The sequence below is a fragment of the Burkholderia sp. BCC1208 genome, from assembly GCF_902833095.1.
GTDB lineage: Bacteria > Pseudomonadota > Gammaproteobacteria > Burkholderiales > Burkholderiaceae > Burkholderia.
In genome coordinates, this window is the sequence record NZ_CADFDY010000012.1 from 73,619 (window position 1) to 88,193 (window position 14,575).

Sequence of the window (14,575 nt, forward strand, 5' to 3'; positions counted from 1 at the left end):
TTTAGAAACGCATTGCCACGCCGTCAAAGGAATCGATACGAGCGGGCCAACGTCGACCCGCTCGTCGCATTCGAGCACGAGTGCGGTCGGCGTGCCGTGCGAAACGCCGTTCGGCGATCACTGCGTCGACGTCCGGCCCGGCATCGAAAACGCGCTCGCGCCCCGCTGCGGCGACGTTGCGTTGGTCGCGCCGAGCAGCGTATGCGGCACGCACGAGCAACGCATCGCTCGCACATGCGCAGTCGTCCTTTCCACGCCGCCCGCCGGACAAGACGACTGTTGCAACATGCGGAACAACTGTTGTCGTACGTGACGCAACGGTCACATTGTGGGCATAATGGCGTCTTTACCGCGCGCCCTGCCCATGTCGCCCGTCTTTCTAGCACCGCTCATCGTTGCCTGTGCGTTGTTCATGGAAAGCGTCGACGCGAACATCATCGTCACCGCATTGCCTGCGATGGCGAGGGACTTCGGGCACAACCCCGTCACCCTGAACATTGCGATCACCGCCTACGTGGTCGGTCTCGGCGTGTTCATCCCGATCTGCGGCTGGCTCGCCGACCGCTTCAGCGCACGTGCCGTGTTTCGCACCGCGATCGGCATCTTCGTCGTCGGCTCGCTGATGTGCGCGGCGTCCAACTCCCTCGGCCTGCTCACGTTCGCGCGCTTCATACAGGGCGTCGGCGGCGCGATGATGGTGCCGGTCGGCCGCATCATCATCTTCCGCGCGGTGCCGCGCTCCGATCTCGTGCGCGCGATGAACTATCTCGCGATTCCCGCGCTGTTCGGGCCCACGCTCGGGCCGCTCGTCGGCGGCTTCATCACGACCTACCTGCACTGGCGGATGATCTTCTTCATCAACGTGCCGATCGGCCTCTACGGGATCTACCTCGCGAGCAAGCACATCGCGAACACGCACGAGCCCGATCCGGGCCCGCTCGACTGGTTCGGCTTCCTGCTGTCGGCAAGCGGCGCCGCGCTGCTGCTGATGGGCCTCACGCTGATCGACGGTTCGCTCACGTCGCGCTCGAACGCCATCATCATGTGCGTGGCCGGCGCCGCGATGCTCGCGCTGTACGTGCCGTACGCGCGCCGCAAGGAACGCCCGGTGCTCGATCTCAGTTTCCTGAAGATCCCGACGTACCACGCGAGCGTCGTCGGCGGGTCGCTGTTCCGCATCGGGCTCGGCGCGGTGCCGTTCCTGCTGCCGCTCGCGCTGCAGGAAGGGCTCGGCATGAGCGCGTTCCACTCGGGGCTCATCACGTGCGCGTCCGCGCTCGGCGGCGCGGTCAGCCGCTCGACCGCCACGCATACGCTGCGCCGCTTCGGCTTTCGCACGGTGCTGATCTACAACGCGGCATTCGCGGGCCTCGCGATCGCCGCGTACGGCGTGTTCCATCCCGGCATGGCGACCTGGGCGATCTGGCTGATCGTGCTCGTCGGCGGCATCTTCCCCGCGCTGCAGTTCACGAGCCTGAATTCGATGATCTACGCGGACATCTCGCCGCGCGACGCGGGCCGCGCGACGAGCCTCGGCAGCGTCGTGCAGCAGATGTCGCTCGGCCTCGGCGTGACGGTGGCCGGCCTCGTGCTGCACGTGTCGCACTGGCTCCAGGGCCATCAGGAGATGGTGTGGTCGGATTTCTGGCCCGCGTTCCTCGTGGTCGGGCTGTGCTCGTTCGCGTCGATTCCGATCACGCGGCGGCTGCCGCCCGGCGCCGGGGACGAAGTCGCGCGCGGCAAGCGGCAATAAGCGGCCGACGCGGCGACATGACCTGTCGCGCGGCAGCGGATGACGAACCGGAAAAAAAATCAGCGGACATCCACACGGGGCCGGTGCACGGCCGCATGGATGTCCGCTCAGGGCTCCGGGTCTCCCGATGGGGGTGGGAATCCCGGATTCGCTTCCTGCGTGCCATGGACATATGTGCGTCGGAAGCGGAATCGTTGCGCGCACTTGTCGTCGCGCCATGAACTGCACTATAGGGAAACTTGCAAAACGCATCTGTCAACCATTGTCAGACGCGTTGCGGCCGCACGTCGCACGCGCGCGCCGCTTTCGCGCTAAAGTGGCTCCCGATCGTCCTTCTCGACCGTCCTTCCGATGCTCACGCTCTCGCCCGCCTCCGCCCGCGCACTGCATCTCGCCGCACAGGGCCTGCTCACGCCACCGCGCCGCAAGGCGACCAAGTCCGACGTGCTCGACACGATCCGCCGGATGGCGCAGTTGCAGATCGACACCATCCACGTCGTCGCGCGCAGCCCGTATCTCGTGCTGTTCAGCCGTCTCGGCGATTTCTCGCCGCACTGGCTCGACGAACATCTCGCCGAGGCGCGCCTGTTCGAATACTGGTCGCACGAAGCGTGTTTCCTGCCGATCGAGCAGTTCGGGCTGATGCGCTACAAGATGCTCGATCCGTCGGGGATGGGCTGGAAATATGCGGCGGAATGGCACGAGCAGAATCGTCCCGAGATCGAACGGCTGCTTGCGCGGATTCGCGAGGAGGGCCCGGTGCGGTCGGCCGATTTCGCGCGCGAGGATGGCGTGAAGGGCAACGGCTGGTGGGATCGCAAGCCGGAAAAGCGTCACCTCGAAGTGCTGTTCACGACGGGCGACCTGATGGTGTCGGAGCGCCGCAATTTCCAGCGCGTGTACGACGTGCGCGAACGCGTGCTGCCCGGCTGGGACGATGCGCGCGACCTGCCGCCGCGCGATGCCGTGCTGCCTGCGCTGCTCGACTACACGTGTCGCGCGCTCGGCGTCGTGCGCGCGGACTGGGTGGCCGACTACTATCGGCTGCCGCGCCGTTCGTACCGCGCGGAACTCGAGCGGCTCGCCGAGGCCGGCGATCTGATTCCGGTGCGGATCGACGACTGGAAGGAGCCGGCCTACGTGCACCGCTCGCTCGACGCGCTACTGCCGGCGGCTGCGGACGACACGCTACGCTCGACGGTCACGACGCTGCTGTCGCCGTTCGACCCGGTCGTGTGGGATCGCCGGCGCGCATCGACCCTGTTCGGTTTCGACTACACGATCGAGTGCTATACGCCGGAGCACAAGCGGCGCTACGGCTATTTCTGCCTGCCCGTGCTGCATCGCGGCCGGCTGGTGGGCCGCGTCGACGCGAAAGCGCATCGCACGCTCGGCACGTTCGAACTGAAGGCCGTGCATGTCGAGCCGGGCGTGCGGTTCGGCACCGGGCTCGCGGCCGACGTGGCGAAGGCCGTGAAGAAACTCGCGGCGTGGCACGGCACGCCGGAGGTGACGGTCAGGCATGCGCCGCCGGAACTGGTGAAGGCACTCGCCGGTACGTAACGCACGTACGCTCGCTCACGCAACCGGCCCACACTGCGGCGCATGCGCCGCCGGCCGCGGATCAGTCGCGCAGCTTGCGAAAACGCGGCGTGCCGTCTTCGAGATTGCCGTTGAACATCGCTTCCGGCCGCACCCAGAGCCCGCGCGCATGCGGCCACAGATGCTCGTACACGACCACCGACTCCTCGGTTTCGGAATGGCGGGCAACGCCGATGTAGCGGTACAGGCCGCCCTTGTAGTGGCGGTGCGTTGCGAGCTGTTCGGCTTCCTGTTCGGTCATGGCGTGCTTCTCTCTTCGGCAAAAAACGGAAAGCGCGTATTGTATGCGCTGCGCCGCCCGTCAGCGTTTCGTATAGATGTCGGGGCGGCGGATCTCCATCAGCCGCTCGGGGTTCGCGGGCGGACCGAAACCGACCGGCCGGTACAAATCGTGCGCGTCGGTCGTCGCGAGCATGATGCGGCGCAGCCCCTGCACCATCTCCTGCGCGAATATATGGTCGATCAGTGCGCGGCCGTAGCCGTTGCCGCGTTCGGCCGGCAGCACGAACACGTCGCACAGGTACGCGAACGTCGCGTGATCGGTGACGAGCCGCGCGAACCCGACGAGCCGGTCGCCGACGTACGCGCCGAAGCACAACGAACCCTCGATCGCCCGCTCGACGACGTCGCGCGGAATACCCTGCGACCAGTACGCGTCGCGATGCAGGAAGTCGAAGATCGCGTCGATATCGAGTTCGCGCTTGTCGGTGGAAAATCTGAGCGTGGCGGGGGTGGCAGCGGGCACGTCTGTTCTCCGATCGGGGACGGAAGGCGGAGCATCGACGATACCGCGCTGGCGAGTGGCGGACAAGGGTGCGGGAGGGCACCGCGGAAGAACAGGCGCGCGTCGAGACCTATACAATATTTTTATATCTATTCCGGCAGCGCCTCACTTGCACGGTTACACGTACAAAACCTTCAAATCAGCATCGTGTCCTGCTATCGCTACGAGTAGGCCCCATGTCGCCCGCCCGATAAACTTCCACGCTGCCTCATGACCTATCGCCTCGTCGCATTCGACTTCGACGGCACGCTCGCCGATTCGCTCGACAGTTTTCTCGCCGCGCTGTCGGAAGCGTCACGCCTGCACGGCTTTCGCGACGCCACGCCCGAACTGCGCCCGGCGCTGCGCGGCATGTCGGCGCGCGACATCATCCGCGCGCTCGAGGTGCCGATGTGGAAAGTGCCGCGGGTGACGATCGACATGCGCCGCCTGATGCGGCCGCGCATTGCGCAAGTGATGTTGTTCCCGGGCGTCGACGAAACCTTCGACGCGCTCGCCGCCCGCGGCATCCGCATCGCGATCGCCACGTCGAATACCGAGGAAATCGTGCGTGACCGGCTCGGCCCGCGCATCGGCGCGCGCGTCGATCATTTCGCATGCGGCATTCCGCTGTTCGGCAAGGCGCGCCGTCTGCGCGCGCTCGTTCGCGAGGCCGGCGTGCGCGCCGACGAAGTGCTGTACGTCGGCGACGAAATCCGCGACGCGGATGCGGCACGGCGTGCACATATCGCCTTTCAAGGCGTCGCGTGGGGCTACACGGCGCCCGACGCGTTGCAGGCATATTGCGCGACGCCGTTGCTGCCGCGCCTCGATGCGCTGATCGATCGCGTGTAAGGCTTTCACGCACGCCACCCACACCCGCGACCCTCTCGCCCGACGCGCCGCCACGGCAACAGCCGCGACAACATCACGCCGATGAAATGCAGATGACACGCACGTGCATCTCATGCATTGCATGCGCCACGCGCACGCAAAAATTGCCGCCGCCGCATGCGCATAGGTAGGCACTACCTGTCCGCGCGCATGCCCCTCGATTCGTCTTACCAACCGTTACACAAACCACAGCACGGTTGCACCTGCTACTCGACCGCTCTCCTAGAATCAGTCGGGCCGGAAAACACTTCGACCGGCGCCGCGGCAGAGCGGCGGTCGAATCCGGCCCGGGCGCGCCCGGTCTCTCGCACAGCGACGGATCACACGATCCGTTTTTCAACCAGAGCCCCGATCGAAAGGAGGTCACATGAACCGCTTTCCCCACATTTCGCGCCTTGCTTTGTCTGCCGCCGGCCTGCTTCTCGTCGCCGTGACGGCGACCGCGCAAACAGCGCAACCGGCGCCCGGCGCGTCGGCTGCGCCGGCCGCGACCGCGACGCGCATCCACGAAGCCGACCAGGCCTTCATCACGGACGGCACGAAGACCGTGTCGACCCAGCACGACGCCGCGCGCATCGCCGATTCGCGCACGTCGGACAGCCAGGTCAAGGCGTTCGCGCAACGCGTGTCGACCGACGATGCAAAGATCATTCAGGCGATGCGCGCGGCGAGCCCGCGCGGCGTCGACGTGCCGGCCAACGACCCGGACACGACCGTGCTGAACAGCATCAAGAGCCTGCGCGGCGCCGAATTCGACAAGGCGTATATCGAACAGGTCGCGCTCGCCGGCCAGCAGAAGGCGATCTCGGCGTTCCAGGCCGAAATCGCGTCGGGCCGCGACACCAAGCTGAAGGAAGTCGCACGCCAGGCGCTGCCGATCCTGCAGGCGCACTACGCGGACGCGCAGAAGCTCGCGCAGCGTCATCACCTCGCATCGGCGCAGTAACGCGATGCAGCGCCGCGTATCGTGCGCGGCGCACCGTTTCCCCCGCCGTCGCGCTGCCGCCTCCCCTGCCGGCGGCGCGACGCACGTCGAGCATCAGGCGTCCCGCGTCACACCTCAGGTCGCCAGCTTCGCCTCGAGTCGCGCACGCACTTCCGGCCATTCGTCGTCGATGATGCTGAAGCGTACCGAGTTGCGCTTGCGGCCATCCGGCATGATCCGCTCGTGGCGCACGATGCCCTCCTGTTTCGCGCCGAGCCGCAGGATCGCCGCGCGCGATTTCTCGTTCAGCTCGTCCGTCGTGAACTGCACGCGCACGCATTGCAGCGTGTCGAACGCATAAGCCAGCAGCAACCACTTCGCCTCGGTATTCGCGCGCGTACGCTGCGCCGATTCGCTCAGCCACGTATGCCCGATCTCGAGCTTGCGATTCTTGCGGTCGATCTTCCAGAAGCGCGTACTGCCGATGGCGCGGCCCGACGCGCGATCGACGATCACGAACGGCATCACGGTGCCGGCCGCCCGCCCCTGCAACGCCGCGTCGATGTAGGCGTCGACCGTATGCGCACCCGGCACGACCGTGACCGTCAGGTTCCACAACTCGCCGTCGGCCGCGGCGTCCAGCAGCGCCTGCCGATCGGATGCATCGAGCGCGCGGAGGACGACACGTTCGCCGGTGAGGGTTGGTTGCTCGAGGAAAGACGATGCGTCGGTCATGGCGGGATTCCGGAAAATGAGGACGATGGCGGCGAAACGCCCATCATACGGCGGCGCTGCTAGCCGAGGAGTGCGGCCAGCCGGCGGCGGATCGCCTTCGCTTCGCCGCGCAACGCGTCGGCGAACGCATCGACGAGCAGGTTCTTCGGCCGGTGCTCGGGCACGATCACGCTGACCCGGTACGGAAACGAGCGCGTCAGCGGCCGCACGTGCAGGTCGCGGCCGACGAAATCGAGCGCCGTGAGCGGGTTGACGATCGCGGCCCCCAGCCCTTGCCGAACGAACGCACACACCGACACCGCCGACGGCGTGTCGACCACCGAACGCGGCGCGACGCCGAGCTGCGCGAACGCCTCGTCGATCAGGATGCGGTACGGATCGTTCAGCGACAGGCTCACGAACGGGCGGTCGGCGAGATCCGGCAGGTCGATCGCGTCCTGCGCGAGCAGCGGATGGCCGTCGGGCAGCACGCACACCTCGTCGACTTCGAGCAGCGGCGTAAGCAAAGTGCCGGCCGGCGCGACGTCGTGCTCGGTCAACCCGAGGTCGTAACGTTGGGCAGTGAGCCACTCCTCCAGCACCGGCGACTCCTGTGTCGCGATCGACACACTGACGCCCGCATGCGCGTCGTGAAAGCGCCGGCACGCACCGGGCAGGATCGCGTGCGAGAACGCCGGCAACGCGATCACCGACAGTTGCCCGTCGCGAAACTCGCGCAGGCGCGCGGCCGTCGCCGCGACGCGTTCGAGCCCCACATACGCGAGCCGCACGTCGTCGAACAGCGTGAGCGCGGCCATCGTCGGGCGCAGCCGGCCGGGCGCGCGTTCGAACAGCGCAAAGCCGACGACCTGCTCCATCCGCGCCAGCTCACGGCTGATGGTGGGCTGCGACGTGTACAGCATCTCGGCCGCACGCGTGGTGCTGCCGGTGACCATCAGCGCGCGAAAAACCTCGATATGACGGTGCGTGAGCATGACGTATATATCAAAAATGAATCGAGTATCGATAGATAGGCATTTTACTGTATAGACAAATAGGCGCATCATCCGGCTATCCGTTCATTCGATCCGATTTATCCGCCATGTCCCTCGATTCCCGCCAGCTCGCGACGCTCGCGCAGCAATACGGCACCCCGCTGTGGGTGTACGACGCCGACGTCATCCGCGACCGCATCGCCCAACTGCGCCAGTTCGACGTGATCCGCTATGCGCAGAAGGCGAATTCGAACGTCCATATCCTGAAGCTGATGCGCGAGGAAGGCGCGTGTGTCGACGCCGTGTCGCTCGGCGAGATCGAGCGCAGCCTCGCGGCCGGATTCAGTCCGACGGGCGAGCCGGAAGGCGTCGTGTTCACGGCCGACCTGATCGACCGCCCGACGCTTGCGGCGGTGCTGAAGCATGGGGTGACCGTGAACGCCGGTTCGCTCGACATGCTCGCGCGCATCGGCGAGCACGCACCCGGCCACCGCGTGTGGCTGCGCGTCAACCCCGGTTTCGGCCACGGCCACAGCAACAAGACCAACACCGGCGGCCCGCAGAGCAAGCACGGCATCTGGATCGACGACGTCCCGCGCGCGATCGAGATCGTGCGCCAGCATGGGCTGAAGCTCGTCGGCATCCATATGCACATCGGTTCGGGCGTCGACTACGGCCACCTGTCACAGGTGTGCGATGCGATGGTCGATCTCGTCACGTCGCTCGGCCACGACATCGACGCGATCTCGGCCGGCGGCGGCCTGTCGATTCCGTATCGCGACGGCGAACCGCGTGTCGACGTCGGTCACTACTTCAGCCAGTGGGACGCCGCGCGCAAGCGGATCGAACGGCATCTCGGCCATCCGGTGCGCATCGAGATCGAACCGGGCCGCTTTCTCGTCGCCGAAGCCGGCACGCTCGTCACCGAAGTACAGGCCGTCAACCACCGGCCGAAACACGATTTCGTGCTGATCGACGCGGGCTTCAACGATCTGATGCGCCCGTCGATGTACGGCAGCTATCACGCGGTGTCGGTGCATGCGAACGATGGCGCGCCGCCCGTCGGCCGGCCGCTCGTCGACCTCGCGATCGCCGGGCCGCTGTGCGAATCGGGCGACGTGTTCACGCAGGATGCAGGCGGTGTGGTCACGCACCGCAAGCTCGCGCAGCCGCGGATCGGCGACCTGCTGTTCCTGCACGACGCGGGCGCGTATGGCGCGTCGATGTCCTCGAACTACAACAGCCGGCCGCTCGCGCCGGAAGTGCTGGTCGATCGCGGCACGCCGCGACTGATCCGCCGCCGGCAGACGATCGGCGAATTGCTCGCGCTGGAAACGTTCGAGTAACCCGCCCGGCGTGACGAACGCCAACGGCCAGGCTTGCCGCAACCGGCAGCCTGGCCGTTTTGCTTTTCGGCATGCCGCCGGGTCGCGCGCGGAGCAACCGCGCGAGCGCGCCGTAGCACCTGATCCCTCTCCTCGCGCGCAACCGCAGCAGATCGCTTGCGCCACCTTTCGCGCGCAGAGAAAAACATTCCACGTTGCGTGAAAAGTGCACGCATCTTTGGAAACACATTCCCTTTTGACAAAACTAAGATTGCCCTCAGTCGCACGGCATTCCCGCCGGATACGCGTCGACGATGCGTCCGGCCCACCACTCGCAACGCTGCACGGGCAACCATGAATTACACGCTTGAACGCTTCACCGCGCACGCCGGCCGTCGCCTCGGCTCGCGTGCCTGCGTCCGCCATCCGCACGCGCACCGCACCTTCGCCGCGCACGAACGCATGCCGTAACGCACGGCATCGCGCACGGCGAATCACCACCCTCGCCGACTCACGCTTCACCGACTTCCCGCTCACGGCGACGCCGCCCGTCGCCGCGGCTTCGCGCATCCTGAATTTTCGACAACAACCACGGAGACAACCATGAAGCACTTCACCCCGACGTTCAAACACGGCATCGCGGCCGCCCTCCTCTGCGTCGCGGCCACGACGTCGCACGCGGCGGACCTGCTCGACACCGTCAAGCAGGCCGGCGTGCTGAAGATCGCGCTGGAAGGCACCTACCCGCCGTTCGATTACCGCAACGCCGACGGCCAGCTCGAAGGCTTCGACGTCGACGTCGCGAAGGCGGTGTCCGCCCGCCTCGGCGTGAAGCCGCAGTTCGTGACGACCGAATGGAGCGGAATTCTGGCAGGCCTGCAAGCCGGCAAGTTCGACGTGATCGTCAACCAGGTCGCGATCACGCCGTCGCGCCAGCAGGCGCTCGACTTCAGCGCGCCGTACGTGTATTCGTCCGCGCAACTGCTGCAACGGCAAAACGATGCGCGCGCATTCAAGTCGCTCGACGAATTGAAGGGCAAGAAGGTCGGCGTGACGATGGGCAGCAACTATGTCGACCTGGTCAAGACCGTGCCCGCGATCGACCTCCAGGTCTATCCCGGTACGCCCGAAAACCTGCGCGACCTCGCGGCCGGCCGTATCGACGCGGCAGTCAACGATCGCCTGATGCTCAGCTACCTGATCAGGAACTCGCACCTGCCGCTGCGCCCGGGCTCCGTGCTCGCGGGCGGCGAGGACCGCATGGGCATCCCGTTCCGCAAGGGCAATCCGAAATTCGCGAAGGCGATCGACGATGCGCTTGCGTCGCTGCAGCAGGACGGCACGCTGAAGAAGATCTCGATGCAGTGGTTCGGCGCCGACACGACCAAGCCCGTGACGCAGTAACGCAGCTCGCCTCGCGCCCGCGCGCACGAATGCGCGGGCGGGCCGGCACACAATCAGGAGACACGCAATGGAAGCAATCGAACTGGTCGTTCATACGCTGCCCGTGATGGTCAAGGGCGCGGTGTTCACGCTGAAGTTCGCCGTCGCATCGATGGCGCTCGGCCTCGTCGTCGGGCTCGTGGTCGCCATCATGCGCATCGGCAGCAACCGGCTTGCCGCGAGCCTCGCGCAAGGCTACGTGAGCCTGATGCGCGGCACACCGCTGCTCGTGCAGATGTTCGTCGTCTACTACGGCCTGCCCGATCTCGGCATCACGCTCGATCCGACCACGGCCGGCATCTTCACGCTGACGCTCAACGCGGGCGCCTACCTGTCCGAAAGCATGCGCGGCGCGATCCTCGGCATCGGCCGCGGGCAATGGGCCGCCGCGCACAGCCTCGGCCTCACGCACGTGCAGACGCTGCGCTACATCGTGTGCCCGCAGGCGCTGCGCCTCGCGGTGCCGAGCCTCGGCAACACGCTGATCAGCCTGATCAAGGACACGTCGCTGGTCTCGGTGATCACCGTCACCGAGCTGCTGCGTTCGACGCAGGAAGTGATCGCCGCGACGTTCCAGCCGCTGCCGCTCTATCTCGCTGCCGCCGCGATCTACTGGGTGCTCAGCACGCTGCTCACGCGGCTGCAGGGTCGCGTCGAGACGCGCCTCGCGCTGCCGTCCACGCATTGACCGCGCCCGGGATTCCCATGAACTCCATCGACGGACAGAACATGATTACGCTCGACAACGTATCGAAATGGTATGGCAAGCACCAGGTGCTCTCGGCCTGCAGCGCGGCGGTCTCGAAAGGTGAAGTGGTCGTCGTGTGCGGGCCGTCGGGCTCCGGCAAATCGACGCTGATCAAGACGATCAACGGCCTCGAACCGTTCCAGAAAGGCAGCATCACCGTCGACGGCACGCGGCTCGGCGATCCCGCCGCGAAGCTCGCGCAATTGCGCGCCCGCGTCGGCATGGTGTTCCAGCACTTCGAGCTGTTTCCGCACCTGCCGATCACCGAGAACCTGACGCTCGCGCAGACGAAGGTGCTCGGCCGCCGCAAGGACGAAGCGATCGAGAACGGCATGAAGCTGCTCGACCGCGTCGGCCTGAAGGCGCACGCGCACAAATATCCGGGGCAGTTGTCCGGCGGACAGCAGCAGCGCGTCGCGATCGCGCGCGCGCTGTCGATGAACCCGGTCGCGATGCTGTTCGACGAGCCGACCTCCGCGCTCGATCCCGAGATGATCACCGAAGTGCTCGACGTGATGGTCGAACTCGCGCGCGAAGGCATGACGATGGTCTGCGTGACGCATGAGATGGGCTTTGCGCGGAAGGTCGCGCATCGCGTGATCTTCATGGACCAGGGCGCGGTGGTCGAGGATGCAGCGAGCGACCGGTTCTTCGCGGCGCCGCGCTCCGAGCGCGCACGCGACTTCCTCGACAAGATCCTGCATTGACCGCGCCACCGCCGCCCCGCTTCGATCGACACTCAAAGGAGACATCTTGAACCACCTGCTTTCGACCGACACCGTTCTCGCCCATGAAGGCCGCTCGCACGGCCAGCCCGGTTCGCCCGTGAACCCGCCCGTGTACCGTCAGTCGACGCTGCTCTTTCACGGCACCGACGCGCTCGACGCCGTGCGCGGCACGCCGCTCGCATACGGACGGCACGGCAGCCCGACCACCCGCGCGCTCGAGAAGGCGCTCGCGCGGCTCGAAGGCGCGCATGCCGCGCTGCTGACGCCGAGCGGCCTCAGCGCGATCACGACCGCGCTGCTCGCGGTGCTGAACCCGGGCGACCATCTGCTGATGGTCGATTCCGTGTACGACCCGACCCGTTCGTTCTGCGATGAAACGCTGGCGCGTCTCGGCATCGAGACGACCTACTACGACCCGGCGGCCGGCGCGGACATCGCGTCGTCGATGCGGCCGAACACGCGCGCGGTATTCGCCGAATCGCCGGGTTCGCTGACCTTCGAAGTGCAGGATATTCCGGCCATCAGCCGCGTCGCGCACCGGCACGGCGCGGTCGTGCTGCTCGACAACACGTGGGGCACGCCGCTGAATTTCCGCTCGTTTTCGCATGGCGTCGACGTGTCGATTCACGCGGCGACCAAATACATCGCCGGGCACTCCGACGTGCTGATGGGCGCGATCCTGACGACCGATGCGCTCGCGCCGAAAGTCACGCGCTTCTACCGGCAACTCGGAATGACCGTCAGCGGCGACGACGCGTATCTCGCACTGCGCGGCCTGCGGACGCTGTCGGTCCGGCTCGAGCGGCACCAGCGCAACGCGCACGTGCTGACCGAATGGCTGTCGCAACAGCCGGAAGTCGCGCAGATCCTGTATCCGGCGCGCGCCGGCGACGCCGGCCATGCGCTGTGGCAGCGCGATTTCACGGGCGCGTGCGGGCTGTTCGGCGTGGTGCTGCATCCGCAGGCCGACGAGGCCGTGCGCGCGCTGCTCGACGGCATGACGTGCTTCGGCATGGGATACAGCTGGGGCGGCTTCGAAAGCCTGATCATCCCGTCCAGTCCGTCGCGCCACCGCACCGCCACCCGCTGGACGGCGGCCGGCCCGCTGCTGCGGATTCATGCGGGGCTCGAGCATCCCGACGACATGATTGCCGACCTCGCCGCCGGCTTCGCGCGAATGCGCGCCGCCGCACTTGCCGAAGCGTGAAATCCGGCGGCGTCGCGCACGTCGCTCCGTATCGCGTTTTCTTCGACGTTCCCCCCTCTCATAGCGAGACCATCATGAAAGACACGCTGTTCATTCTCCGCCCCGACTTCTTCAAGGACTCCGAAGGTCCGTTCTACTGCGGCGATTCGGTTGCCGTCGAAGGGCTGTTGAGCTTCTATCCGCGGTTGCGCGACGCTGTCCACGTCGAATACGTCGACGCACCGCGCCCGCGCCAGCCGATCGTCGCGCTGATCGGCGCGGACAACCAGTCGGCGCCGGTACTCGTACTTGGCGACGGACACGCACCGAACGACGACACTCTCGCGATCCGCGAACACAACGGCCGGCGCTTCATCGATTCGCCTGCCGATATCCGGCGATATCTGTCGTCGCAGTACGGCGTCGCGCACGTCGCGTAAGCACGCCGGCGCGTGCGGTCGAGCGGTTGCACTGAACGGAGCGCGCGATGAGCCGCCCCTTTCGCGCACCGCCGGCCGCACCTTCGCTCAGGAGGGTGCGTCACCCCGCGCGCTGCACGGGCGCCATCCTCGAGAAGTACTTCGCGCCCGCCACGCAGCCGACCACCACGACCGTCACGACGACCATCGACGGCGGCACCGTCTCGTGCAGCAGCCCGGCCGCGAGCAGGAGGCCGAGGAACGGCTGCAGCAGTTGCAACTGGCCGACGCCCGCGATCCCGCCGAGCGCAAGCCCGCGATACCAGAACACGAAGCCGATCAACATGCTGAACAGCGACACGTACGCGAGCCCCCACAGCGCGGCGGCGTCTACGCCGTCGAACGACGCGGGCGAGGTCAGCCACGCGAGCGGCAGCATCAGCGGCAGCGACAGCACGAGCGCCCACGAGATCACCTGCCAGCCGCCGAGCTGGCGCGACAGCCGCGCGCCTTCCGCATAGCCGAGCCCGCACGCGACGATCGCGGCCAGCATCAGCGCATCGCCGACCACCGATGCCTGCCCGCCGTTGCGCAACGCAAACGCGGCCACCGCGCCGCTGCCGACGATCGAGAAGATCCAGAACGGCAGCCGCGGCCGCTCGCCGCCGCGCCACACGCCGAACAGCGCGGTCGCGAGCGGCAGCAGCCCGACGAACACGATCGCATGCGCCGACGTCACGTGCTTCAGCGCAAGCGCCGTCAGCAACGGAAAACCGACCACGACCCCGAGCGCGACGACGGCCAGCGACACGGCCTCGGCACGCGACGGCCGCTTCTGCTTCAGCACGACGAGCAGCAGCAGGCCGAGCGCACCGGCGATCGTAGCGCGGGCGAACGTGAGGAACAGCGGGTCGAGCCCTTGCACCGCGACACGCGTCGCGGGCAGCGAGCCACTGAAGATGATGACGCCCAGCATGCCGCTGAGCCATCCGTCGGTCGTCTTTTGCACGGTCAACCCTGAATGGAAAATGGATGACCGATGATCCGCCGGCGACGAAAACGGCGTAAGCTACAGCCCAA

General features: G+C 66.9%; 15 protein-coding genes. 10 read left to right on the forward strand and 5 right to left on the reverse strand.

Annotation, left to right across the window (positions count from 1 at the left end; genetic code table 11):
• Nucleotides 1-364 precede the first annotated feature (364 nt).
• Nucleotides 365-1,753: an MFS transporter gene (locus HWX09_RS27565; protein ID WP_027781132.1), complete on the forward strand. Its 1,389-nt coding sequence runs from the start codon at nucleotides 365-367 to the stop codon at nucleotides 1,751-1,753.
• Between the two features lie 351 nt (nucleotides 1,754-2,104).
• Nucleotides 2,105-3,316: a crosslink repair DNA glycosylase YcaQ family protein gene (locus HWX09_RS27570; protein ID WP_027781133.1), complete on the forward strand. Its 1,212-nt coding sequence runs from the start codon at nucleotides 2,105-2,107 to the stop codon at nucleotides 3,314-3,316.
• Nucleotides 3,317-3,377: 61 nt separating this feature from the next.
• Here the strand turns inward: HWX09_RS27570 and HWX09_RS27575 are convergent, their stop codons facing one another.
• The gene (locus tag HWX09_RS27575; protein WP_006480837.1) at nucleotides 3,378-3,596 is read right to left on the reverse strand and encodes a DUF1653 domain-containing protein; all 219 of its coding nucleotides are present in this window, start codon (nucleotides 3,594-3,596) and stop codon (nucleotides 3,378-3,380) included.
• A 60-nt stretch (nucleotides 3,597-3,656) separates the two neighbouring features.
• Entirely contained in the window at nucleotides 3,657-4,100 is a 444-nt protein-coding gene (locus HWX09_RS27580; protein ID WP_027781134.1) for a GNAT family N-acetyltransferase, read from the reverse strand.
• A 249-nt stretch (nucleotides 4,101-4,349) separates the two neighbouring features.
• Between HWX09_RS27580 and HWX09_RS27585 the strand changes: the two genes are divergently transcribed.
• Together HWX09_RS27585 and HWX09_RS27590 are read left to right on the forward strand one after the other, a co-directional pair.
• On the forward strand, nucleotides 4,350-4,973 hold the full coding sequence (locus HWX09_RS27585; RefSeq protein ID WP_027781135.1) for an HAD hydrolase-like protein: 624 nt from the start codon (nucleotides 4,350-4,352) through the stop codon (nucleotides 4,971-4,973).
• Between the two features lie 406 nt (nucleotides 4,974-5,379).
• The gene (locus HWX09_RS27590) at nucleotides 5,380-5,958 is read left to right on the forward strand and encodes a DUF4142 domain-containing protein (RefSeq protein ID WP_027781136.1); all 579 of its coding nucleotides are present in this window, start codon (nucleotides 5,380-5,382) and stop codon (nucleotides 5,956-5,958) included.
• A 114-nt stretch (nucleotides 5,959-6,072) separates the two neighbouring features.
• Here the strand turns inward: HWX09_RS27590 and HWX09_RS27595 are convergent, their stop codons facing one another.
• Nucleotides 6,073-6,672, reverse strand: a complete 600-nt coding sequence (locus HWX09_RS27595; RefSeq protein WP_027781137.1) for a GNAT family protein — start codon at nucleotides 6,670-6,672, stop codon at nucleotides 6,073-6,075.
• A 59-nt stretch (nucleotides 6,673-6,731) separates the two neighbouring features.
• Entirely contained in the window at nucleotides 6,732-7,646 is a 915-nt protein-coding gene (locus HWX09_RS27600) for a LysR family transcriptional regulator (RefSeq protein ID WP_027781138.1), read from the reverse strand.
• A 107-nt stretch (nucleotides 7,647-7,753) separates the two neighbouring features.
• On the opposite strand from HWX09_RS27600, the gene lysA reads away from it, so the two are divergent.
• The 6 genes from lysA to HWX09_RS27630 all read left to right on the forward strand — a co-directional run bounded on the left by lysA (nucleotide 7,754) and on the right by HWX09_RS27630 (nucleotide 13,516).
• Nucleotides 7,754-8,992: a diaminopimelate decarboxylase gene (gene lysA / locus HWX09_RS27605; RefSeq protein WP_027781139.1), complete on the forward strand. Its 1,239-nt coding sequence runs from the start codon at nucleotides 7,754-7,756 to the stop codon at nucleotides 8,990-8,992.
• A 582-nt stretch (nucleotides 8,993-9,574) separates the two neighbouring features.
• The gene (locus HWX09_RS27610; RefSeq protein ID WP_027781140.1) at nucleotides 9,575-10,375 is read left to right on the forward strand and encodes a transporter substrate-binding domain-containing protein; all 801 of its coding nucleotides are present in this window, start codon (nucleotides 9,575-9,577) and stop codon (nucleotides 10,373-10,375) included.
• Nucleotides 10,376-10,442: 67 nt separating this feature from the next.
• Nucleotides 10,443-11,102 (forward strand): amino acid ABC transporter permease, encoded by a 660-nt coding sequence (locus tag HWX09_RS27615; RefSeq protein ID WP_027781141.1) that lies wholly within the window; start codon nucleotides 10,443-10,445, stop codon nucleotides 11,100-11,102.
• A gap of 41 nt (nucleotides 11,103-11,143) precedes the next feature.
• Nucleotides 11,144-11,869: an amino acid ABC transporter ATP-binding protein gene (locus tag HWX09_RS27620; RefSeq protein ID WP_027781142.1), complete on the forward strand. Its 726-nt coding sequence runs from the start codon at nucleotides 11,144-11,146 to the stop codon at nucleotides 11,867-11,869.
• Nucleotides 11,870-11,915: 46 nt separating this feature from the next.
• Nucleotides 11,916-13,097 (forward strand): cystathionine beta-lyase, encoded by a 1,182-nt coding sequence (gene metC / locus HWX09_RS27625; RefSeq protein ID WP_027781143.1) that lies wholly within the window; start codon nucleotides 11,916-11,918, stop codon nucleotides 13,095-13,097.
• A gap of 74 nt (nucleotides 13,098-13,171) precedes the next feature.
• Nucleotides 13,172-13,516: a DUF3088 domain-containing protein gene (locus HWX09_RS27630; RefSeq protein WP_027781144.1), complete on the forward strand. Its 345-nt coding sequence runs from the start codon at nucleotides 13,172-13,174 to the stop codon at nucleotides 13,514-13,516.
• Between the two features lie 100 nt (nucleotides 13,517-13,616).
• On the opposite strand, the gene HWX09_RS27635 is transcribed toward HWX09_RS27630, so the two are convergent.
• A complete protein-coding gene (locus HWX09_RS27635) occupies nucleotides 13,617-14,504 on the reverse strand; it encodes a DMT family transporter (RefSeq protein WP_027781145.1) in 888 nt (295 codons plus the stop codon).
• Nucleotides 14,505-14,575 lie beyond the last annotated feature (71 nt).

Excerpts from the sequence above, each read along its gene's own strand:
- HWX09_RS27565 (WP_027781132.1), top strand. The coding sequence starts at position 365 with ATGTCGCCCGTCTTTCTAGCACCGCTCATCGTTGCCTGTGCGTTGTTC.
- HWX09_RS27570 (WP_027781133.1), top strand. The coding sequence starts at position 2,105 with ATGCTCACGCTCTCGCCCGCCTCCGCCCGCGCACTGCATCTCGCCGCA.
- HWX09_RS27575 (WP_006480837.1), bottom strand. The coding sequence starts at position 3,596 with ATGACCGAACAGGAAGCCGAACAGCTCGCAACGCACCGCCACTACAAG.
- HWX09_RS27585 (WP_027781135.1), top strand. The coding sequence starts at position 4,350 with ATGACCTATCGCCTCGTCGCATTCGACTTCGACGGCACGCTCGCCGAT.
- HWX09_RS27590 (WP_027781136.1), top strand. The coding sequence starts at position 5,380 with ATGAACCGCTTTCCCCACATTTCGCGCCTTGCTTTGTCTGCCGCCGGC.
- HWX09_RS27595 (WP_027781137.1), bottom strand. The coding sequence starts at position 6,672 with ATGACCGACGCATCGTCTTTCCTCGAGCAACCAACCCTCACCGGCGAA.
- HWX09_RS27600 (WP_027781138.1), bottom strand. The coding sequence starts at position 7,646 with ATGCTCACGCACCGTCATATCGAGGTTTTTCGCGCGCTGATGGTCACC.
- lysA (WP_027781139.1), top strand. The coding sequence starts at position 7,754 with ATGTCCCTCGATTCCCGCCAGCTCGCGACGCTCGCGCAGCAATACGGC.
- HWX09_RS27610 (WP_027781140.1), top strand. The coding sequence starts at position 9,575 with ATGAAGCACTTCACCCCGACGTTCAAACACGGCATCGCGGCCGCCCTC.
- HWX09_RS27615 (WP_027781141.1), top strand. The coding sequence starts at position 10,443 with ATGGAAGCAATCGAACTGGTCGTTCATACGCTGCCCGTGATGGTCAAG.
- HWX09_RS27620 (WP_027781142.1), top strand. The coding sequence starts at position 11,144 with ATGATTACGCTCGACAACGTATCGAAATGGTATGGCAAGCACCAGGTG.
- HWX09_RS27630 (WP_027781144.1), top strand. The coding sequence starts at position 13,172 with ATGAAAGACACGCTGTTCATTCTCCGCCCCGACTTCTTCAAGGACTCC.